This window comes from Paracoccus sp. S4493, assembly GCF_000967735.1.
Classification (GTDB): domain Bacteria; phylum Pseudomonadota; class Alphaproteobacteria; order Rhodobacterales; family Rhodobacteraceae; genus Paracoccus; species Paracoccus marcusii.
On record NZ_JXYF01000150.1, the window covers coordinates 1 to 16,069 of the forward strand.

General features: G+C 67.7%; 17 protein-coding genes. 8 read left to right on the top strand and 9 right to left on the bottom strand.

Features of this window, described 5'->3' with window-relative positions; translation table 11 throughout:
• Positions 1–116: 116 nt before the first annotated feature.
• The 3 genes from lysA to argH are packed head-to-tail and all read right to left on the bottom strand — an operon-like array spanning position 117 to position 2,947.
• A complete protein-coding gene (gene lysA, locus TW83_RS15280; protein ID WP_045983639.1) occupies positions 117–1,382 on the bottom strand; it encodes a diaminopimelate decarboxylase in 1,266 nt (421 codons plus the stop codon).
• Positions 1,383–1,550 (bottom strand): hypothetical protein, encoded by a 168-nt coding sequence (locus TW83_RS21875; protein ID WP_164871393.1) that lies wholly within the window; start codon positions 1,548–1,550, stop codon positions 1,383–1,385.
• A complete protein-coding gene (gene argH / locus TW83_RS15285; RefSeq protein WP_045983640.1) occupies positions 1,547–2,947 on the bottom strand; it encodes an argininosuccinate lyase in 1,401 nt (466 codons plus the stop codon). The genes TW83_RS21875 and argH overlap by 4 nt, the downstream gene beginning before the upstream one ends.
• A 23-nt stretch (positions 2,948–2,970) precedes the next feature.
• On the opposite strand from argH, the gene TW83_RS15290 reads away from it, so the two are divergent.
• The gene (locus TW83_RS15290) at positions 2,971–3,519 is read left to right on the top strand and encodes a TlpA disulfide reductase family protein (RefSeq protein WP_045983641.1); all 549 of its coding nucleotides are present in this window, start codon (positions 2,971–2,973) and stop codon (positions 3,517–3,519) included.
• Here the strand turns inward: TW83_RS15290 and TW83_RS15295 are convergent.
• Positions 3,497–4,072, bottom strand: a complete 576-nt coding sequence (locus TW83_RS15295; RefSeq protein WP_045983642.1) for a DNA-3-methyladenine glycosylase I — start codon at positions 4,070–4,072, stop codon at positions 3,497–3,499. The two genes, TW83_RS15290 and TW83_RS15295, sit on opposite strands and share 23 nt — an antisense overlap.
• Positions 4,073–4,183: 111 nt before the next feature.
• Here TW83_RS15295 and TW83_RS15300 point away from each other — a divergent pair, with 111 nt between their 5' ends.
• The 3 genes from TW83_RS15300 to phbB all read left to right on the top strand — a co-directional run bounded on the left by TW83_RS15300 (position 4,184) and on the right by phbB (position 7,095).
• The gene (locus TW83_RS15300; protein ID WP_045983643.1) at positions 4,184–4,984 is read left to right on the top strand and encodes an EAL domain-containing protein; all 801 of its coding nucleotides are present in this window, start codon (positions 4,184–4,186) and stop codon (positions 4,982–4,984) included.
• 129 nt (positions 4,985–5,113) lie between these two features.
• Complete coding sequence (locus TW83_RS15305) at positions 5,114–6,286, top strand: acetyl-CoA C-acetyltransferase (RefSeq protein ID WP_045983644.1); 1,173 nt, start codon at positions 5,114–5,116, stop codon at positions 6,284–6,286.
• Between the two features lie 83 nt (positions 6,287–6,369).
• On the top strand, positions 6,370–7,095 hold the full coding sequence (phbB, locus tag TW83_RS15310) for an acetoacetyl-CoA reductase (RefSeq protein WP_045983645.1): 726 nt from the start codon (positions 6,370–6,372) through the stop codon (positions 7,093–7,095).
• Between the two features lie 81 nt (positions 7,096–7,176).
• Here phbB and TW83_RS19590 read toward each other — a convergent pair whose 3' ends face one another.
• The 3 genes from TW83_RS19590 to TW83_RS15320 are packed head-to-tail and all read right to left on the bottom strand — an operon-like array spanning position 7,177 to position 8,361.
• Positions 7,177–7,341 carry a YdcH family protein gene (locus tag TW83_RS19590; protein WP_064503545.1) on the bottom strand — a complete coding sequence of 55 codons (165 nt, stop codon included), beginning with the start codon at positions 7,339–7,341 and terminating at the stop codon, positions 7,177–7,179.
• A 59-nt stretch (positions 7,342–7,400) separates the two neighbouring features.
• On the bottom strand, positions 7,401–8,159 hold the full coding sequence (locus TW83_RS15315) for a methyltransferase (RefSeq protein ID WP_045983646.1): 759 nt from the start codon (positions 8,157–8,159) through the stop codon (positions 7,401–7,403).
• Complete coding sequence (locus tag TW83_RS15320) at positions 8,152–8,361, bottom strand: DUF2007 domain-containing protein (RefSeq protein ID WP_045983647.1); 210 nt, start codon at positions 8,359–8,361, stop codon at positions 8,152–8,154. The genes TW83_RS15315 and TW83_RS15320 overlap by 8 nt, the downstream gene beginning before the upstream one ends.
• 74 nt (positions 8,362–8,435) lie before the next feature.
• On the opposite strand from TW83_RS15320, the gene TW83_RS15325 reads away from it, so the two are divergent.
• From TW83_RS15325 to TW83_RS15335, 3 genes are all read left to right on the top strand, one after another.
• Positions 8,436–9,437 (top strand): polyprenyl synthetase family protein, encoded by a 1,002-nt coding sequence (locus TW83_RS15325; RefSeq protein ID WP_045983648.1) that lies wholly within the window; start codon positions 8,436–8,438, stop codon positions 9,435–9,437.
• A gap of 245 nt (positions 9,438–9,682) precedes the next feature.
• Positions 9,683–11,089 (top strand): ammonium transporter, encoded by a 1,407-nt coding sequence (locus TW83_RS15330; protein WP_045983649.1) that lies wholly within the window; start codon positions 9,683–9,685, stop codon positions 11,087–11,089.
• 176 nt (positions 11,090–11,265) lie between these two features.
• Positions 11,266–13,545 carry a transglycosylase domain-containing protein gene (locus TW83_RS15335; RefSeq protein ID WP_045983650.1) on the top strand — a complete coding sequence of 760 codons (2,280 nt, stop codon included), beginning with the start codon at positions 11,266–11,268 and terminating at the stop codon, positions 13,543–13,545.
• 63 nt (positions 13,546–13,608) lie between these two features.
• Here the strand turns inward: TW83_RS15335 and TW83_RS15340 are convergent, their stop codons facing one another.
• Together TW83_RS15340 and TW83_RS15345 are read right to left on the bottom strand one after the other, a co-directional pair.
• Entirely contained in the window at positions 13,609–14,226 is a 618-nt protein-coding gene (locus TW83_RS15340) for an ABC transporter substrate-binding protein (RefSeq protein ID WP_052714931.1), read from the bottom strand.
• Positions 14,201–14,989, bottom strand: a complete 789-nt coding sequence (locus TW83_RS15345) for a VacJ family lipoprotein (RefSeq protein WP_239441393.1) — start codon at positions 14,987–14,989, stop codon at positions 14,201–14,203. Before TW83_RS15345 ends, TW83_RS15340 begins: the two co-directional genes overlap by 26 nt.
• A 123-nt stretch (positions 14,990–15,112) precedes the next feature.
• Between TW83_RS15345 and TW83_RS15350 the strand changes: the two genes are divergently transcribed.
• A partial coding sequence (locus TW83_RS15350) for an ABC transporter transmembrane domain-containing protein (protein ID WP_045983008.1) occupies positions 15,113–16,069 on the top strand: 957 nt, incomplete at its 3' end.

Below are 16,069 nucleotides of genomic sequence, written 5' to 3' on the forward strand. Positions count from 1 at the left end.
GCCCGCGCGGGTCAGGCGCAGGGCACGGGCCACCGGCCCCATCTCCGTTGTGAAAATACCCTCGGGGGTCCGGGGGCTGACGGCCCCCGGGCTGTCGGTGTCGTGCTGTCGCCCGATCAAAGCCATGCCGGGATGCTATCCCGTGCCAGCATTTCCTCAAACGTGGGGCGTGCCCGGATGACGGCGAAGTGATCGCCCTGCACCAGCACCTCGGGGACCAGCGGGCGGGAATTGTATTCCGACGCCATCACCGCACCATAGGCCCCGGCCGACCGGAACGCGACCAGCCCCCCTGCCGCCAGTTCGGGCAGATCGGCCCCCTTCTGGAAGGTATCGCCCGATTCGCAGACCGGACCCACCACGTCATAGGGCCGGACCGGCGCGCCGACGGCGGGCTCGACCAGCGGGACGATGTCATGATGCGCGCCGTACATGGCCGGGCGCAGCAGGTCGTTCATCGCCGCGTCCACGATCAGGAAGTCGCGATCCTCGCCGTTCTTCACATAGATCACCCGCGACAGCAGGACGCCCGCATTGCCGACGATGTTGCGGCCCGGCTCGATCTCGATCTGACAGCCCAGATCCCCCACCGTCTCGCGGATCACCTGCCCGTATTCGATGGGCAAAGGCGGCGCGCTGTTGTCGCGGCGATAGGGGATGCCCAGGCCACCGCCCAGGTCCAGGCGGGTGATGTCGTGCCCCTCGGCGCGCAGCGCACGGGTCAGTTCGGCCACCTTCAGATAGGCGGCGCGAAAGGGCGCCAGATCGGTCAGCTGGCTGCCGATATGCACATCCACACCCACGACGCGCAGCCCCGGCAGGGACGCGGCCTCGGCATAGACGGCCATGGCGCGGGAAATCGGGATGCCGAACTTGTTGTCGGATTTGCCCGTGGCGATCTTCTCATGCGTCTTGGCGTCCACGTCGGGGTTCACGCGGATCGCCACCGGCACCGTGGCGCCCATGCTGACGCACAGCGCGGATAGGGCGCGCATCTCGGGCTCGCTCTCGATGTTGAACTGGCGGATGCCGCCTTCGATGGCCATGCGCATCTCGGGGATGGTCTTGCCCACGCCCGAGAAGACGATCCGCTCGCCCGGCACGCCGGCGGCCTTGGCGCGGGCGTATTCCCCGCCCGAGACGACATCCATGCCCGCACCCAGATCGCCCATCAGCTTCAGCACCGCCAAGTTGCTGTTCGACTTGACTGCAAAGCAGACCAGGTGGTCGGTCCAGTCCAGCGCCTGCCGGAACAGGCCGAAATGCCGCGTCAGCGTGGCCGCGGAATAGACATAGACGGGCGTGCCGACCTGCTGCGCGATGCAGGACAGGGGCACGTCCTCGGCGTAGAGCTCGCCGTTCCTGTAGAGGAAGTGGTCCATCTACAGCTCGGCCGACACGCCGAACCGGGCATCGCCGCTGACGGTGACGCCCATCTGCTGCTGCAGGGGCTTCTCGACCGGGCGCTGCGGGGCGCCGTCGACGCCGCAGCTGGCCAGGACGGCCACGACCACGACCAGGACGACGACGATGATGACCGTGTTTCTCATGCCAGTTTCTCCTTCCAGCGGGCGATCTGCGCGCGCACCTGCGCAGGCGCCGTGCCGCCATAGCTTTGGCGCGAGGCGACGGAATTGTGCACGCCCAGCACATTGAACACATCGTCGGTGATCTGACCATGCACCGATTGCATCTGCGCCAGCGACAGATCGGGCAGATCGACGCCCCCCTGTTCAGCCAGGGCCACCAGCGATCCGGTGACGTGATGGGCGTCGCGGAACGGCAGGCCCAGTTCGCGTACCAGCCAGTCGGCCAGATCCGTCGCGGTCGAGAACCCGGCCCCCGCCGCGGCCTCCAGCCGGTCGCGGTTCGCGGTCAGGTCCGACAGCATGCCGGTCATCGCAGCCAGCGCCAGCATCAGCGTGTCGGCGGCGTCAAAGACCTGCTCCTTGTCCTCCTGCATGTCCTTGGAATAGGCCAAGGGCAGGCCCTTCATCACCGTGAACAGCGCGACGGTCGCCCCCAGGATGCGGCCGATCTTGGCGCGGATCAGCTCGGCCGCGTCGGGGTTGCGTTTCTGCGGCATGATCGACGACCCGGTCGACCACTTGTCCGACATCGACACGAACCGGAACTGGGCCGACGACCAGATCACCAGCTCCTCGGCCAGGCGCGACATGTGAACGGCGCAGATGCTGCTGGCCGCCAGGAATTCCAGCGCGAAATCCCGGTCGCTAACCGCGTCCAGGCTGTTGGCCATGGGACCGTCGAAATCCAGCGCCGCGGCGGTCATGTCGCGGTCGATGGGATAGCCGGTCCCCGCCAGCGCCGCGGCCCCCAGGGGCGATTCGTTCATGCGCTTGCGGGCGTCCTGGAACCGCGACAGGTCGCGGCCGAACATCTCGACATAGGCCATCATGTGGTGGCCCCAGGTCACCGGCTGCGCGGTCTGCAGATGGGTGAAGCCCGGCATGACCCAATCGGCGCCGCCTTCGGCCTGCGACAAAGCCGCGCGGATCAGCGCGGTCAGCCCGTCGATGGCCGCGTCGCACTGGTCGCGCACCCACAGCCGGAAATCGGTCGCCACCTGGTCATTCCTGGACCGGCCCGTGTGCAGGCGGCCTGCGGGTTCGCCGATGACCTCCTTCAGGCGGGCCTCCACGTTCATGTGGATGTCCTCCAGGTCGGTGCGGAAGGCGAACTGGCCGGCCTCGATTTCTGACAAGACGGTGAGCAGGCCTTTCCCGATCGCCTCGGCATCGCTATCGCTGATGATGCCCGTGGCGGCCAGCATCGCCGCATGGGCCCGGCTGCCCCGGATATCCTGGGCGTAGAGCCGCCGGTCGAACCCGATCGAGGCGTTGATCGCCTCCATGATCGCGTCGGGACCGGCGGCAAAGCGCCCGCCCCACATGCTGTTGGCGGTGGTCTGGGGCCGGTCGGTCATCAAGTACGTCCTTCGGAGGTCACATGCTGCGTTCCGCCCTGCTTTATACGGCCCTTGTTTTCGGTGCAAACACCGCCTTCGCCGCAGGCCCCGACTGGCAGGCGGCGCGCGACGGGGGGCTGGACAAGCTGGTCGTGGCCGAAGACCCCGCCCCCGTGGCGGCCGCCGAGTTCACCGACCGCGACGGCGGCACCCACACCCTGGCCGACTGGCAGGGCAAGGTCGTGCTGCTGAACTTCTGGGCCACCTGGTGCGCGCCCTGCCGCGAGGAGATGCCCGCCCTGGACCGCCTGCAGGCCGAACTGGGCGGCGACGACTTCGAGGTGGTGACGATCGCCACCGGACGCAACGCGGTCGAGCGCATCGACGATTTCTATGCCGAGGTCGGCGTCGAGAACCTGCCGGTCCTTTTGGACCCGCGCCAGCAGGTCGCGCGCGAGATGGGCGTCGTGGGCCTGCCCGTGACGGTGCTGATCGACCGCGAGGGCCGCGAGGTCGCCCGCTATCTGGGCGACGCCGAATGGGATTCGGACGCCGCCAAGACGCTGGTCACCCAGCTGACAGCGCCCTGACGGGACCATGCCTGTGGCAGGTCACGACATGGTCGTTCACCATGCCCGTGGCCTGCATGAAGGCATAGGTGATCACCGGACCGCAGAACCCGAAACCGCGCGCCTTCAATGCCTTGGACATCGCGTGCGATTCTGGCGTGTCGGTGGGGACGTGTCCCAGGTCCGGCCAGTCGTTCTGGATCGGCGCGCCGCCGACAAAGGACCACAGCCAGGGGGCGAACCCTTCGGACGCCTCGATGTCCAGAAAGGCGCGGGCGCCGCGCACGGTGGCCTCGATCTTGCCGCGGTGGCGGATGATGCCGGGGTTCGTCAGCGCACGATCGATCCGCGCCGCGTCCCACGCCGCCACGCGTTCGGGGTCGAACCCGTCGAATTCGGCGCGAAAGGCATCGCGCTTCTTCAGGATGGTGATCCAGGACAGGCCCGCCTGGAACCCGTCCAGCACCAGCTTTTCCCACAGCGCGCGCGGGTCGTGTTCGGGCACGCCCCATTCGGTGTCGTGATAGGCGACATAGACCGGCAGATCGCCGCACCATCCGCAACGGTCCATCATCTGTTAACCCAAACCTGAGAAAGAGATCACGATTCACGGAAGGTTAAGCCAATATGGGCAGACTGCAAGCAGACCCGACTCGGTAAGAGGCCGCCCGTGAGCGACAGAACTATGGACAACAGCTCGCCCCTAGAGGACGCGATCCGCCATCAGGACCGCATCACCCTGGCGGCCGTCACGTCGGCGGTGGAAAAGGGCAGCGCGACGCTGGCCTTCCAGCCCATCGTCCAGGCGCAACGCACCAAGACCCCCGCCTTTTACGAAGGGCTGATCCGCATCATCGACGACAGCGGCCGCCTGGTGCCCCTGCGCGATTTCATGCCCCAGGCCGAGGTGACCGAGCTTGGCCGCAAGATCGACTGCCTGTCGCTGTCCCTGGGCCTGCAGACCCTGGCCGAGGATCCGGGCCTGCGCCTGTCGATCAACATGTCGGCACGCTCGATCCTGTATCCCGAATGGATCAACACCCTGCGCCGCGGGGTGTCCGACGACACCACCCTGGGCGAACGCCTGATCCTGGAGATCACCGAAAGCAGCGCCATGGGCATGCCCGAGGAGGTCCAGACCTTCATGGCCGAGGTGCAGGGATACGGCATCAGCCTGGCGCTGGACGATTTCGGGGCGGGCTATACCTCGTTCCGCTATTTGCGCGACTTCTGCTTCGACATGATCAAGATCGACGGCCAGTTCATCCGCGAGATCGCGACCAAGCCCGACAATCAGGTCCTGACGCGCGCGCTGCAATCCATCGCGCATCATTTTGACATGTTCACCGTGGCGGAATCGGTCGAGACGGCGGACGAGGCCGCCTTCCTGATCGATATCGGCATCGATTGCCTGCAGGGCTACTATTTCGGGGCCCCGACCATCGCCCCGCCCTGGAAGAAACCCCCGTCCCTGGCCAGCCGCTGACGGCGACTTCCGCCCATCCGGGCGGGGGCCATCATCCGAAAGTCCCAAGGCTTCGACTTGACGTAGCGTCCCGAAACAGCATCCTGACCCCAGGCCGGTTCGTCCGGCACTGATGCGAAGGAGTCTGCCGTGACCAAAGCCGTAATCGTTTCCGCCGCCCGCACCCCGGTCGGAAGTTTCCTGGGGGCCTTTGCAAATGTCCCCGCCCACGACCTGGGCGCAGCCGTCCTGGCCGAGGTTGTCGCCCGCGCCGGCATCGACGCGGCCGAGGTCGACGAGACGATCCTGGGCCAGGTGCTGACTGCCGCGCAGGGCCAGAACCCCGCCCGCCAGGCGCATATCAAGGCCGGCCTGCCGCAGGAATCCTCGGCCTGGGGCATCAACCAGGTCTGCGGATCGGGCCTGCGCGCCGTCGCGCTGGCCGCGCAGCAGGTGATCTTGGGCGACGCCCGCGTGGTGCTGGCCGGGGGTCAGGAAAGCATGTCCCTGTCGGCGCATGCCGCCTATCTGCGCGCCGGTCATAAGATGGGCGACATGCAGTTCATCGACACGATGATCCGCGACGGGCTATGGGACGCGTTCAACAACTATCACATGGGTCAGACGGCCGAGAACGTCGCCGCCAAGTGGCAGATCAGCCGCGACCAGCAGGACGAATTCGCGCTGGCCTCTCAGAACAAGGCCGAGGCCGCCCAGAAGGAAGGCCGCTTTGACGACGAGATCGTCGGCTATACCGTCAAGACCCGCAAGGGCGAGACGGTCGTCGACAAGGACGAATACATCCGCCACGGCGCCACGATCGAGGCGATGCAGAAGCTGCGCCCCGCCTTTACCAAGGACGGATCGGTCACCGCGGCCAATGCATCCGGTCTGAACGACGGCGCGGCCGCGGTCATGGTGATGACCGAGGACGAGGCCGCGCGCCGCGGCCTGACGCCCTTGGCGCGCATCGCAAGCTATGCCACCGCGGGCCTGGACCCGGCGATCATGGGCACCGGCCCGATCCCAGCCAGCCGCCGCGCGCTGGAGAAGGCCGGCTGGTCGGTCGGCGATCTGGACCTGGTCGAGGCGAACGAGGCCTTTGCCGCCCAGGCCTGTGCGGTGAACAAGGACATGGGATGGGATCCGTCCATCGTGAACGTCAACGGCGGCGCCATCGCCATCGGTCACCCGATCGGCGCCTCGGGCGCGCGCGTCCTGAACACGCTGCTGTTCGAGATGCGCCGCCGCGACGCGAAAAAGGGCCTGGCCACGCTGTGCATCGGCGGGGGCATGGGCGTCGCCATGTGCCTGGAACGCTAAGCCAATTTGGCGCGCAATGATCTTGCGCGCCGAAACTTCATTGATTAGCAATATTTCAAGAACCTAAAGAAGGAGGGGGAAACATGTCGAAAGTCGCACTGGTCACCGGAGGATCGCGGGGCATCGGCGCCGCCATCTCGAAGGCGCTGAAGGATGCGGGCTATACGGTCGCGGCCAATTACGCCGGCAACGACGACGCCGCGCGCGCCTTCACCGAGGAGACCGGCATCAAGACCTACAAATGGTCGGTCGCCGATTACGACGCCTGCGCCGAAGGCATCAAGCAGGTCGAGGCCGAACTGGGCCCCATCGCCGTGCTGGTCAACAACGCCGGCATCACCCGCGACGCGATGTTCCACAAGATGACCCCCCAGCAGTGGAAAGAGGTCATCGACACCAACCTGACCGGCGTCTTCAACATGACCCACGGCGTCTGGAACGGCATGCGCAACGCCAAGTTCGGCCGCGTGATCAACATCAGTTCGATCAACGGGCAGAAGGGTCAGGCGGGCCAGGCGAACTATTCCGCAGCCAAGGCGGGTGACCTGGGCTTCACCAAGGCGCTGGCCCAAGAGGGCGCGCGCGCGGGCATCACCGTCAACGCCATCTGCCCGGGTTACATCGGCACCGAGATGGTGCGCGCCATCGACGAAAAGGTGCTGAACGAACGCATCATCCCGCAGATCCCCGTCGGCCGCCTTGGCGAACCCGAGGAGATCGCCCGCGCCGTGGTGTTCCTGGCCGCGGACGATGCGGGCTTCATCACCGGGTCCACGATCAGCGCGAATGGCGGCCAATTCTTCGTCTGACATCGGACCGCACTGCTGAAACGGCAAGGCCCGCGCGATCTGCGCGGGCCTTTTTCCGTCTGGTGTCGGGTCGGCGACGGGTCAGTGACCCAGTCTGTTGATCTGCTCCTTGAGACGCAGTTTTTCGCGCTTCATCGCGGTGATTTCGTGGTCGCGGGCACTGGGGCTCCTCTGGGCCCTCTCCACGGCAACCGAAAGGTTCTGATGCTTCTTGCGAAGCTCCTCGACATGGGAAGCAACCGTCATCGCGTACTCCTCTATAGTTGTCTCGAACCAGTCCAGTGCACCACAGCTTGTTGATTCTGTCACGCGGCTTTCGCAATTCCCATCGCGATCGGCGCACCATCGCGCAGAACCTGGGCAGCCACGGGGGTCAGATCCTCGGCATCGCGGTCGTGGCGGGGGGCGGCATGGGTGATCAGGGGTGCCAGCAGGCGCAGCGGACCGCGCGCGCCCTTCCGCGCCGCGACCAAAACGCGCCCCGCCGGGCTGCCCGCCCGCGCGGCGATGGGCAGGATCGTCACCGCCCCGGCACGCGCGCCAAGCGCGGCCATCACCCCGTCCAGGCGGTCGGCCCGCTGGATCACCGTCAGCCAGCCGCCGGGGCGCAACCGCCTGAGGCCCGCGTCGATCCACTGCGCCAGCGGCGTCTCCTCGCTTCTGGCCAGGGCGCGGCCCGCGTCGGGCGCGGCCGTGCCGCCCAGGAAATAGGGCGGGTTCATCATCACATGGTCAAAGGAGGCGTCGCGCAGATCCCGCGGCGGGTCGGTCAGATCGCCGGTCAGGACCGTCAGCGCGATGCCGTTCGCGGCGGCATTGCCGCGGGCCAGGTCCGCATAGGTCTGCTGCTGCTCCAGCCCGGTGATCGCAAGGTCCGGCACCCGCCAGCCCAGGCACAGGCTGGCCACCCCCGCCCCACAGCCCAGTTCCAGCACCGCCTGCCCCGGCCGCGCGGGACAGGCCGCGGCCAGCATCACCGCATCCGCCCCCGCGCGATAGCCGCGCGCGGGCTGACTGATGCGCAGCCGCCCGTCCAGGAATCCGTCGATGCGGGTGTCAGTCATCCAGCCCGTTGTCGCGCAGGATGGCGCGGGCCATGAATTCGTCGCGGTCCGCGACCATCAGCCGCGCGGGCAGCACGCCGATTGATCCCTCCAGCACGCTCATGTGCTGATCCATCGGAAAGGTGGCGATCCCTTCGGATTCCAGCAGGCTGGTGGCGGCGGACATGCGGACCGGATCGTTGCTGCGGAAAAGCTCTTTCATGGGCGCGACGTTAAGCGGCGGTTGCGCATTTGTCGATGCCGTGGCAATGCACGGTCGCAGACACGGGGTATGGCATGACTGTGCAGGACAACGTCCGCAAACCGCTGGATCGGCTGAGCGAGGCCCTGACCGCCGAGATGGAGGCGGTCAACGCGCTGATCCGCGACCGCATGGCCAGCCGCCATGCCCCCCGCATCCCCGAGGTGACGGCGCATCTGATCGAGGCCGGCGGCAAGCGCCTGCGCCCGATGCTGACGCTGGCCGCGGCCAAGCTGCTGGGCTATCCCGGCCCATGGCATGTCCACCTGGCCGCCACGGTCGAATTCATCCATACCGCCACGCTGCTGCATGACGACGTGGTCGACGAAAGCGCGCAGCGGCGCGGGCGCCCGACGGCGAACCTGCTGTGGGACAACAAGTCCAGCGTGCTGGTCGGAGATTACCTGTTCGCGCGCAGCTTTCAGCTGATGGTCGAACCCGGCAACCTGCGAACGCTGGAGATCCTGGCCAATGCCAGCGCCACCATCGCCGAGGGCGAGGTGCTGCAGCTGACCGCGGCGCAGGACCTGGCGACCGACGAATCCGTCTATCTGCAGGTGGTGCGCGGCAAGACGGCGGCGCTGTTTTCCGCCGCGACCGAGGTGGGCGGCGTCATCGCCGGTGCGCCCGACGATCAGGTGCAGGCGCTGTTCGATTACGGCGACGCCCTGGGCATCAGCTTCCAGATTGTCGACGACCTGCTGGATTACGGCGGCGCGACCGAGACAATCGGCAAGAACGTGGGCGACGATTTCCGCGAACGCAAGCTGACCCTGCCGGTCATCAAGGCCATCGCCAAGGCCGACGCCGAGGAACGCGCCTTCTGGACCCGCACCATCGAGGCGGGCGACCAGCGCGACGGCGACCTGGAGCACGCGCTGTCGCTGCTGGCCCGTCACGGTGCGATGGAGGCCGCGCGCGCCGATGCGCTGGCCCATGCCGCACGGGCCCGCGCGGCGCTGCAGGTGCTGCCCGCGCATCCGATTCGCGACATGCTGGCCGACCTCGCGGATTTCGTCGTCAGCCGCGTGGCCTGACCGACCCCCTTTTCGTCCTCTCCCACCCTGCGTTTTCGGTGGCCCTTTCGGGGCTGCCGCGGCCGCACGCGGCGCGCCTGAAATTCGGGCATCGCCCCGCATTACAGCCCATTTTCCCGGCATGACCGGTCTGGACGCCCTGAATCAGTGCCTGCGGCCTGTGCAAGCGGCTGCATTCTGCCAATCCAAGGGGCGAAGTTCGCCGCAGCTGCGGCCCGTGGGGTGATGTTAAGGATGAGAGAAGTATGAGAAAGCTTTCCGCATATGGTCTTTTGGCGGCGGCCCTGTCCGCCGTCCCAGCCTTCGCGCAGGACGCCGCGGCCCCGGTCGTCGAGGCGGCGGCCCCCATCGTCGACAAGGGCGATGCCGCCTGGCTGATGATGTCGGCCGTCCTGGTCATCTTCATGACCCTGCCGGGCCTGGCGCTGTTCTATGGCGGCCTGGTGCGCGCCAAGAACATGCTGTCGGTGCTGATGCAGGTGCTGACCATCTTTTCCATCATCGCGATCCTGTGGGTCGCTTTCGGCTATTCGCTGGCCTTCACCGGTGCCGGCAGCGCCGAGGACGCGACCTTCTTCACCCCCTATATCGGCGGACTGTCCAAGGCGTTCCTGGCGGGCGTGGGCACCGATGCCCTGGCCGAGACCTTCTCGACCGGCGTGTACGTCCCGGAACTGGCCTTCGTGATCTTCCAGATGGCCTTCGCCTGCATCGCCTCGGCGCTGATCGTGGGTGCCACGGCCGAACGGCTGAAGTTCTCGGCGGTGATCCTGTTCGTGGTGATCTGGTTCTGCTTCTCCTACATCCCGATGGCCCACATGGTCTGGTGGTGGGGCGGCCCGTCGGCCTATGACGCGCCCTCGGGCCTGCTGTTCGGGCACGGCGCGCTGGACTTTGCCGGCGGCACGGTGATCCACATCAACGCAGGCGTCGCGGCGCTGGTCGCGGCCATGGTCGCAGGACCCCGCCTGGGCTATCGCAAGGAGCTGCTGGCGCCCCATAACCTGACCTTCACGCTGGTCGGCGGCTGCATCCTGTGGGTCGGCTGGTTCGGCTTCAACGCGGGCTCCAACCTCGAGGCCAACGGCCTGACCGCGCTGGCGATGATCAACACCGCCGTCGCCACCGCCGCCGCCGTGCTGGCCTGGTCGTTCGGCGAATGGATGATGCGCGGCCATCCCAGCCTGCTGGGCGGCATCTCGGGCGCCATCGCGGGCCTGGTCGGCGTGACGCCGGCCGCGGGCTTCGTCGGACCCATGGGCGCCATCGCGATCGGCCTGATCGCCGGCCTGGTCTGCATGTGGTTCGTTATCTCCGTCAAGCCCCGCATGGGCATCGACGACAGCCTGGACGTGTTCGGCATCCACGGCGTCGGCGGCATCGTCGGCGCGATCCTGACGGGCGTCTTCGCGGCCCCGTCCCTGGGCGGCGGCGGCGTGTTCGACTATTCCACCGGCGCGGTGGGCGAATACGCGATGGGCGCGCAGGTCTGGAACCAGACCTTGGGCGTGATCATCGCCATCGTCTGGTCGGCGGTCGTGTCCTTCATCGCGATCCATATCGTCAAGGCGCTGATCGGCCTGCGCGTCAGCGACAGCGACGAACGCCAGGGCCTGGACGTGACCACCCACGGCGAGAACGCCTACAACTGATCGGGCACCCGCCCCACGGCAAAGGCCCGGCCCCTGCGGCCGGGCCTTTCGCATGACCGGCAGGCGTGGAAAATCACGCTTCGGTCAGCCCAATTCCCCCCGACGCAAACTTGCTGTAAGCTGGATGCCAATTCCGCCGGACCAACCGGCCACGCAGTCACGCAGGCACCCGACGCATGAAACGACCTACCGGTACCCCGCCCCGTTCGGGCAAAAGCCCTGTTGCCGACAAGCGCAGCCAACCCGCGCCGGCCAAGGCCACGCCCCGCAAGGTCAAGCGGCACGGAAAGCCGCGGCGCGGCGGCATCCTGGGATGGATCGCCGGTCTGGTGACGCTGGCCTGGCGCATCGTCTGGGGGTCGATCTGGCGCCTGGCCGTGACGGTCGCGCTGATCATCGGCGCCGCCAGCGCCTATTTCTATGTCAGTCTTCCCGAGGCGCAGGACCTGTTCGACGGTCGCGCCCGCGGCAGCGTCACCATGCTGGACCGCGACGGCCGCGTCTTCGCTTGGCGCGGAGAGACATACGGCGCCGTCACCAGCGACCAGATCCCCGAGGTGCTGCAGCAGGCCGTGCTGTCGTCCGAGGACCGCCGGTTCTTCCGCCATTTCGGCGTCAGCCCGCGCGGCATCGCCAGCGCCATCCGCATCAACATGGCCGAGGGCCGCGGCCCGCTGGAGGGGAACGGCGGTTCCACCATCACCCAGCAGGTCGCCAAGCTGCTGTGCCTGGGCGACACGTTCGATCCCACCCGCTTTGCCAACGAGGCCGAGTTCGAGGCCGAATGCCGGTCGGGCGGCATCTGGCGCAAGATCAAGGAGATCCCCTATGCCTTCGCCATGGAGGCGAAGTACAGCAAGGAGGAGATCCTCTCGATCTACATGAACCGCTCCTATCTGGGCGGCGGCGCCCGTGGGTTCGAGGCCGCGAGCCAGGTCTATTTTAACAAGCCCGCGGCCGATTTGAACGTGTCCGAGGCCGCAATGCTGGCGGGCCTGCTGCCCGCACCCAGCCGCTATGCCCCGACCGCCAGCCTGGAACGCGCCCAGGCCCGCGCCAGCGTCGTCATGGGACTGATGCACCAGGAAGGCTATCTGGACGACCAGCAGCTGGCCCAGGCCCGCGCCAACCCCGCGACCCTGTCGCAGGCGGCATCGGCCCGGGCGGGCGGTTACTTTGCGGATTGGCTGATGGAATCCGGCCCCGGCTTCCTGACCAGCGAGACGACCGAGGACGTGACCATCACGACCACGCTTGACCAGCGCATCCAGCGGGCAGCCGAACGCGCCCTGCAGAAGGTGTTCGACGAGAAGGTCAAGGACGGCTCGACCGCCGAGGCCGCGGTCGTGGTGATGTCCGCCGACGGCGCGGTGCGTGCGATCATCGGCGGGCGCGACACGCGGGTGAACGGCGTCTTCAACCGCGCGACCCAGGCCAAGCGCCAGACCGGGTCCAGCTTCAAGCCCTTCGTCTATGCCGCCGCGCTGGAGGCCGGGTATTCGCCAAGCGACCGGATCGAGGACGGCCCCCTGACCATCCGCATTCCCGGCGGGCGCAACTGGTCGCCCCAGAACTATACCCGCAACTATCGCGGCATGGTCACGCTGACCCAGTCCCTGGCGCAATCGCTAAACACCTCGACCATCCGCCTGCAGGAGGTCGTCGGACGCGACCAGGTGATCCGCGTGGCGCGCGATTTCGGCATCGTCAGCAACCTGACCACCAGCCCGTCCCTGGGCCTGGGCGCGTCCGAGGCGACGCTGATGGAGCTGACGGGCGCCTATGCCGGCATCCGGAACGGCGGCACGTCGGTCGCGCCCTATGGCGTGGTCGAGGTCGCAATGCAGGGCGACGACCGCCCGCTGATGGGCCAGAGCGGCGGCTTTGGCGAACGCGTCATCAGCCAGCGCGCGGCGGGCCAGCTGATCTACATGATGCAGCAGGTGATTTCGAACGGCACCGGCGGGCGCGCACAGCTGGGCGACCGTCCCGTGGCGGGCAAGACCGGCACGACCAGCAGCTATCGCGACGCGTGGTTCGTGGGCTTCACCGAACAGTACGTGACCGGCGTCTGGATGGGCAACGATGACAACACGCCCCTGACCGGGGTCACCGGCGGCGGTCTGCCGGCCGAGATCTGGCAGGCGGTGATGCTGGAGATCCATGACGGCCTGCCGGAGCTGCCCCTGTCGACCGTGTCGCCCGACGGCAGCGGGATCATCATGTCCAGCGGCGGCACGACCCCGCAGGTGGTGACCAGCGGATCGGCCGACGATCCGCTGGCCGCGGCGCTGGCCGGGGTGATGAACGGGATCGAGGCGCAGAACAGCGGCCGCGTGATCACCGCCCCCGGAGAGGTCCAGGGCGGGGCCCCCGTCACGCCGGGCAGCAGCGTGGGCGCCGATTCGGACGACGCCCTGTCCCGCGCCCTGAACGGCATCCTGGGCGGAAACTGACCCCCGGACATGAAAAAGCCGCCCGGTTTTGCGACCGGGCGGCTTTTTTGTGGGCCGGTGCGGTCAGCCCGCCTGGCGCAGATCGGCGGCCAGCGCCGCGACATCACCCTGCCGACGGGCCAGCATGGCGCCGATCTCGGCCCGTTCGCTGGCCAGCATGTTCACGCCCTCGATGATGATGTTGAAATAGAGATCCTGCCCCGAGCGGTCCGAGACATGCCATTCGACCTCCAGCGGCGCGCGCCCGTTCAGGTACGCCACCGACGTCACCGCATAAAAGCTTTTCAGCTGCCGCGACCCCGTCACCTCGATCCGCGATCCGATGAACTCTCGGAACCGGGCGCCGTACTTGCGGCCGATATAGCCCTGGAACGCTTGCCGGTATTCTGCAAAGGTCGCCGGATCGGTCTGGCGCGCAGCCGGACCAAGCGCCGAACGCGCGATGACATCCACATCCGCATAGCGGGCAAAGATCGCCTCGAACTGCTGATACATCTGGGGGGCGGGCTGGCCCGAATTGATGACCTGATAGACCTCGGCCAGCGACCGGTCGATCAGCGCGTGCGCCCCATCCGTGTCCAGCGCATGGGCGGGACGCCAGGGCAGCACCGCCGTCAGCGACGCGCATCCGATCAGGCCCAGCAGCCCCCGGCGGTCAGTCCGAATAGGGGTCGATGACATCCGCATCGTCATAGGGGTCGTAATCGTCACCGGTCTCTCCCAGGTCAAAGCGGCGGTTCATCAGCCAGATCAGCCGCGTCTGCGCATAGCTATCCGCACTGCCCTGCAGAATGCCATCCACCGTATCCCCAAAGCGCGCCCGATCACCGGCTTTTGACGCGACCCGCAGGGCGAATACCGTCGCGGCATCCCGACCGTCAAAGACGTGGTACAGCGGATCGATCAGCAGATCGACGACCTGCCCCACCGCATCGCGCTGCGTCGACGGGCCCAGCACGGGCAGTTCCAGATAGGCGCCCTCGGGGACGCCCCAGACCGCCAGCGTCTGGCCGAAATCGGTGTCACGTTCCGTCACGCCGAAACTGTCGGCGGCCGGATCGAAGACGCCGCCCAGCCCGACCGTCGAATTGACCGCAAACCGGGTCAGGTTCGCGCCCGCATCGCGGGGCTTGCCCTGCAGCACCCCGTTCACGACCTTGACCGGCAAGGAGAGGTTGCGCCCGGCATTGATGACCATCTGCAACAGCCCGATCGGCGCGTCGGGATCGCGCGGCGCGTCGTCGTCGCTGCCCTTCAGCCGGTTCGCGACGGGGCCGATCACCCGCGCATCCAGCCCCTTGTTGAAGGCATGCACGCGGCGGTTCTGCGCCTCGAACGGGTCGCTGATGGTGATGCCGTCCTTCTGGACGGGCGCCTGCGCGCATCCGGCGGCGACAAGCGCCGTCAGCAGCAGGGCCATGACGGGGGGGCTGTTGGGGCGCAAGGGAATCCTTAACCTTTCGATGCGAGGGTCGCGGCAGGCTGGCATAAGCCCTGCGTGGTGATATGGTCGCCGCGGTAACGAGGCAAGCCCCGCCATCGGCGCGGCATTTTCGGGGCAAGACGTATGGCCAAGGCTGCGAACCTGACGGACGGGGCCCGGGAACTGCGCCAGGCGCGCGCCACGGGGTGGCCGCTGTTCCTGTCGGTGGGGGTCTTCTCGGCTGTCGTGAACCTGCTAATGCTGACCGGGCCGCTGTTCATGCTGCAGGTCTATGACCGCGTGCTGGCCTCGCGCAGCGTCGAGACGCTGACCGCGCTGTTCGTGCTGGTGATCTTCCTCTTCGCGCTGATGGGTGCCATCGACATCATCCGCAACCGCGTGATGCAGCGGATCGCCGCGCGGTTCCAGGACCGGATGGAGGGTCGCGTCTTCGACGCCGCCCTGCGCGAGGGCGCATTGCGCGGCGACGAATCGGCCGCCACGGCGGGCGGGATGCGCGACCTGGATTCCGTCCAGCGGCTAATCGGGTCGCCGGTCATGCTGGCTTTCTTCGACCTGCCCTGGGCACCGCTGTTCCTGGCGGCGGTCTTCATGTTCCACCCGGTCCTGGGCATCGTCGCGACCGTCGGCGGCGGGATCCTGGTCGGCACGACGATCCTGAACCGCGTCCTGACCCGCGCGCCGCTGCAGGGTTCGGCCCAGGCCGGCGCGCAGGCGCAGCGCATGGCGGACCTCTATCGCGACGAGGGCGAGGTGATCGGCGCCCTGGGCATGCGCGGCGCGACCTTCGCCCGCTGGCGCCTGGCCCGGTCTGAATCACAGGACAATGCGGTTCGCGCCGGAGACCTGTCGGCGGGGTTCAGCGTCTTTTCGCGGACCTTCCGGCTGTTTCTTCAAAGCGCGATGCTGGCAGCGGGGGCCTGGCTGGTGCTGCGCCAGGAACTGACGCCCGGCGCGATGATCGCCAGCTCCATCGTGATGGGCCGCGCCCTGGCCCCGGTGGACCAGTTGGTCGGCGGCTGGCCGTCGGTCCAGGCCGCGCAGGACGGTTGGGGCCGCCTGGCGGGCCTGCTGTCGCGC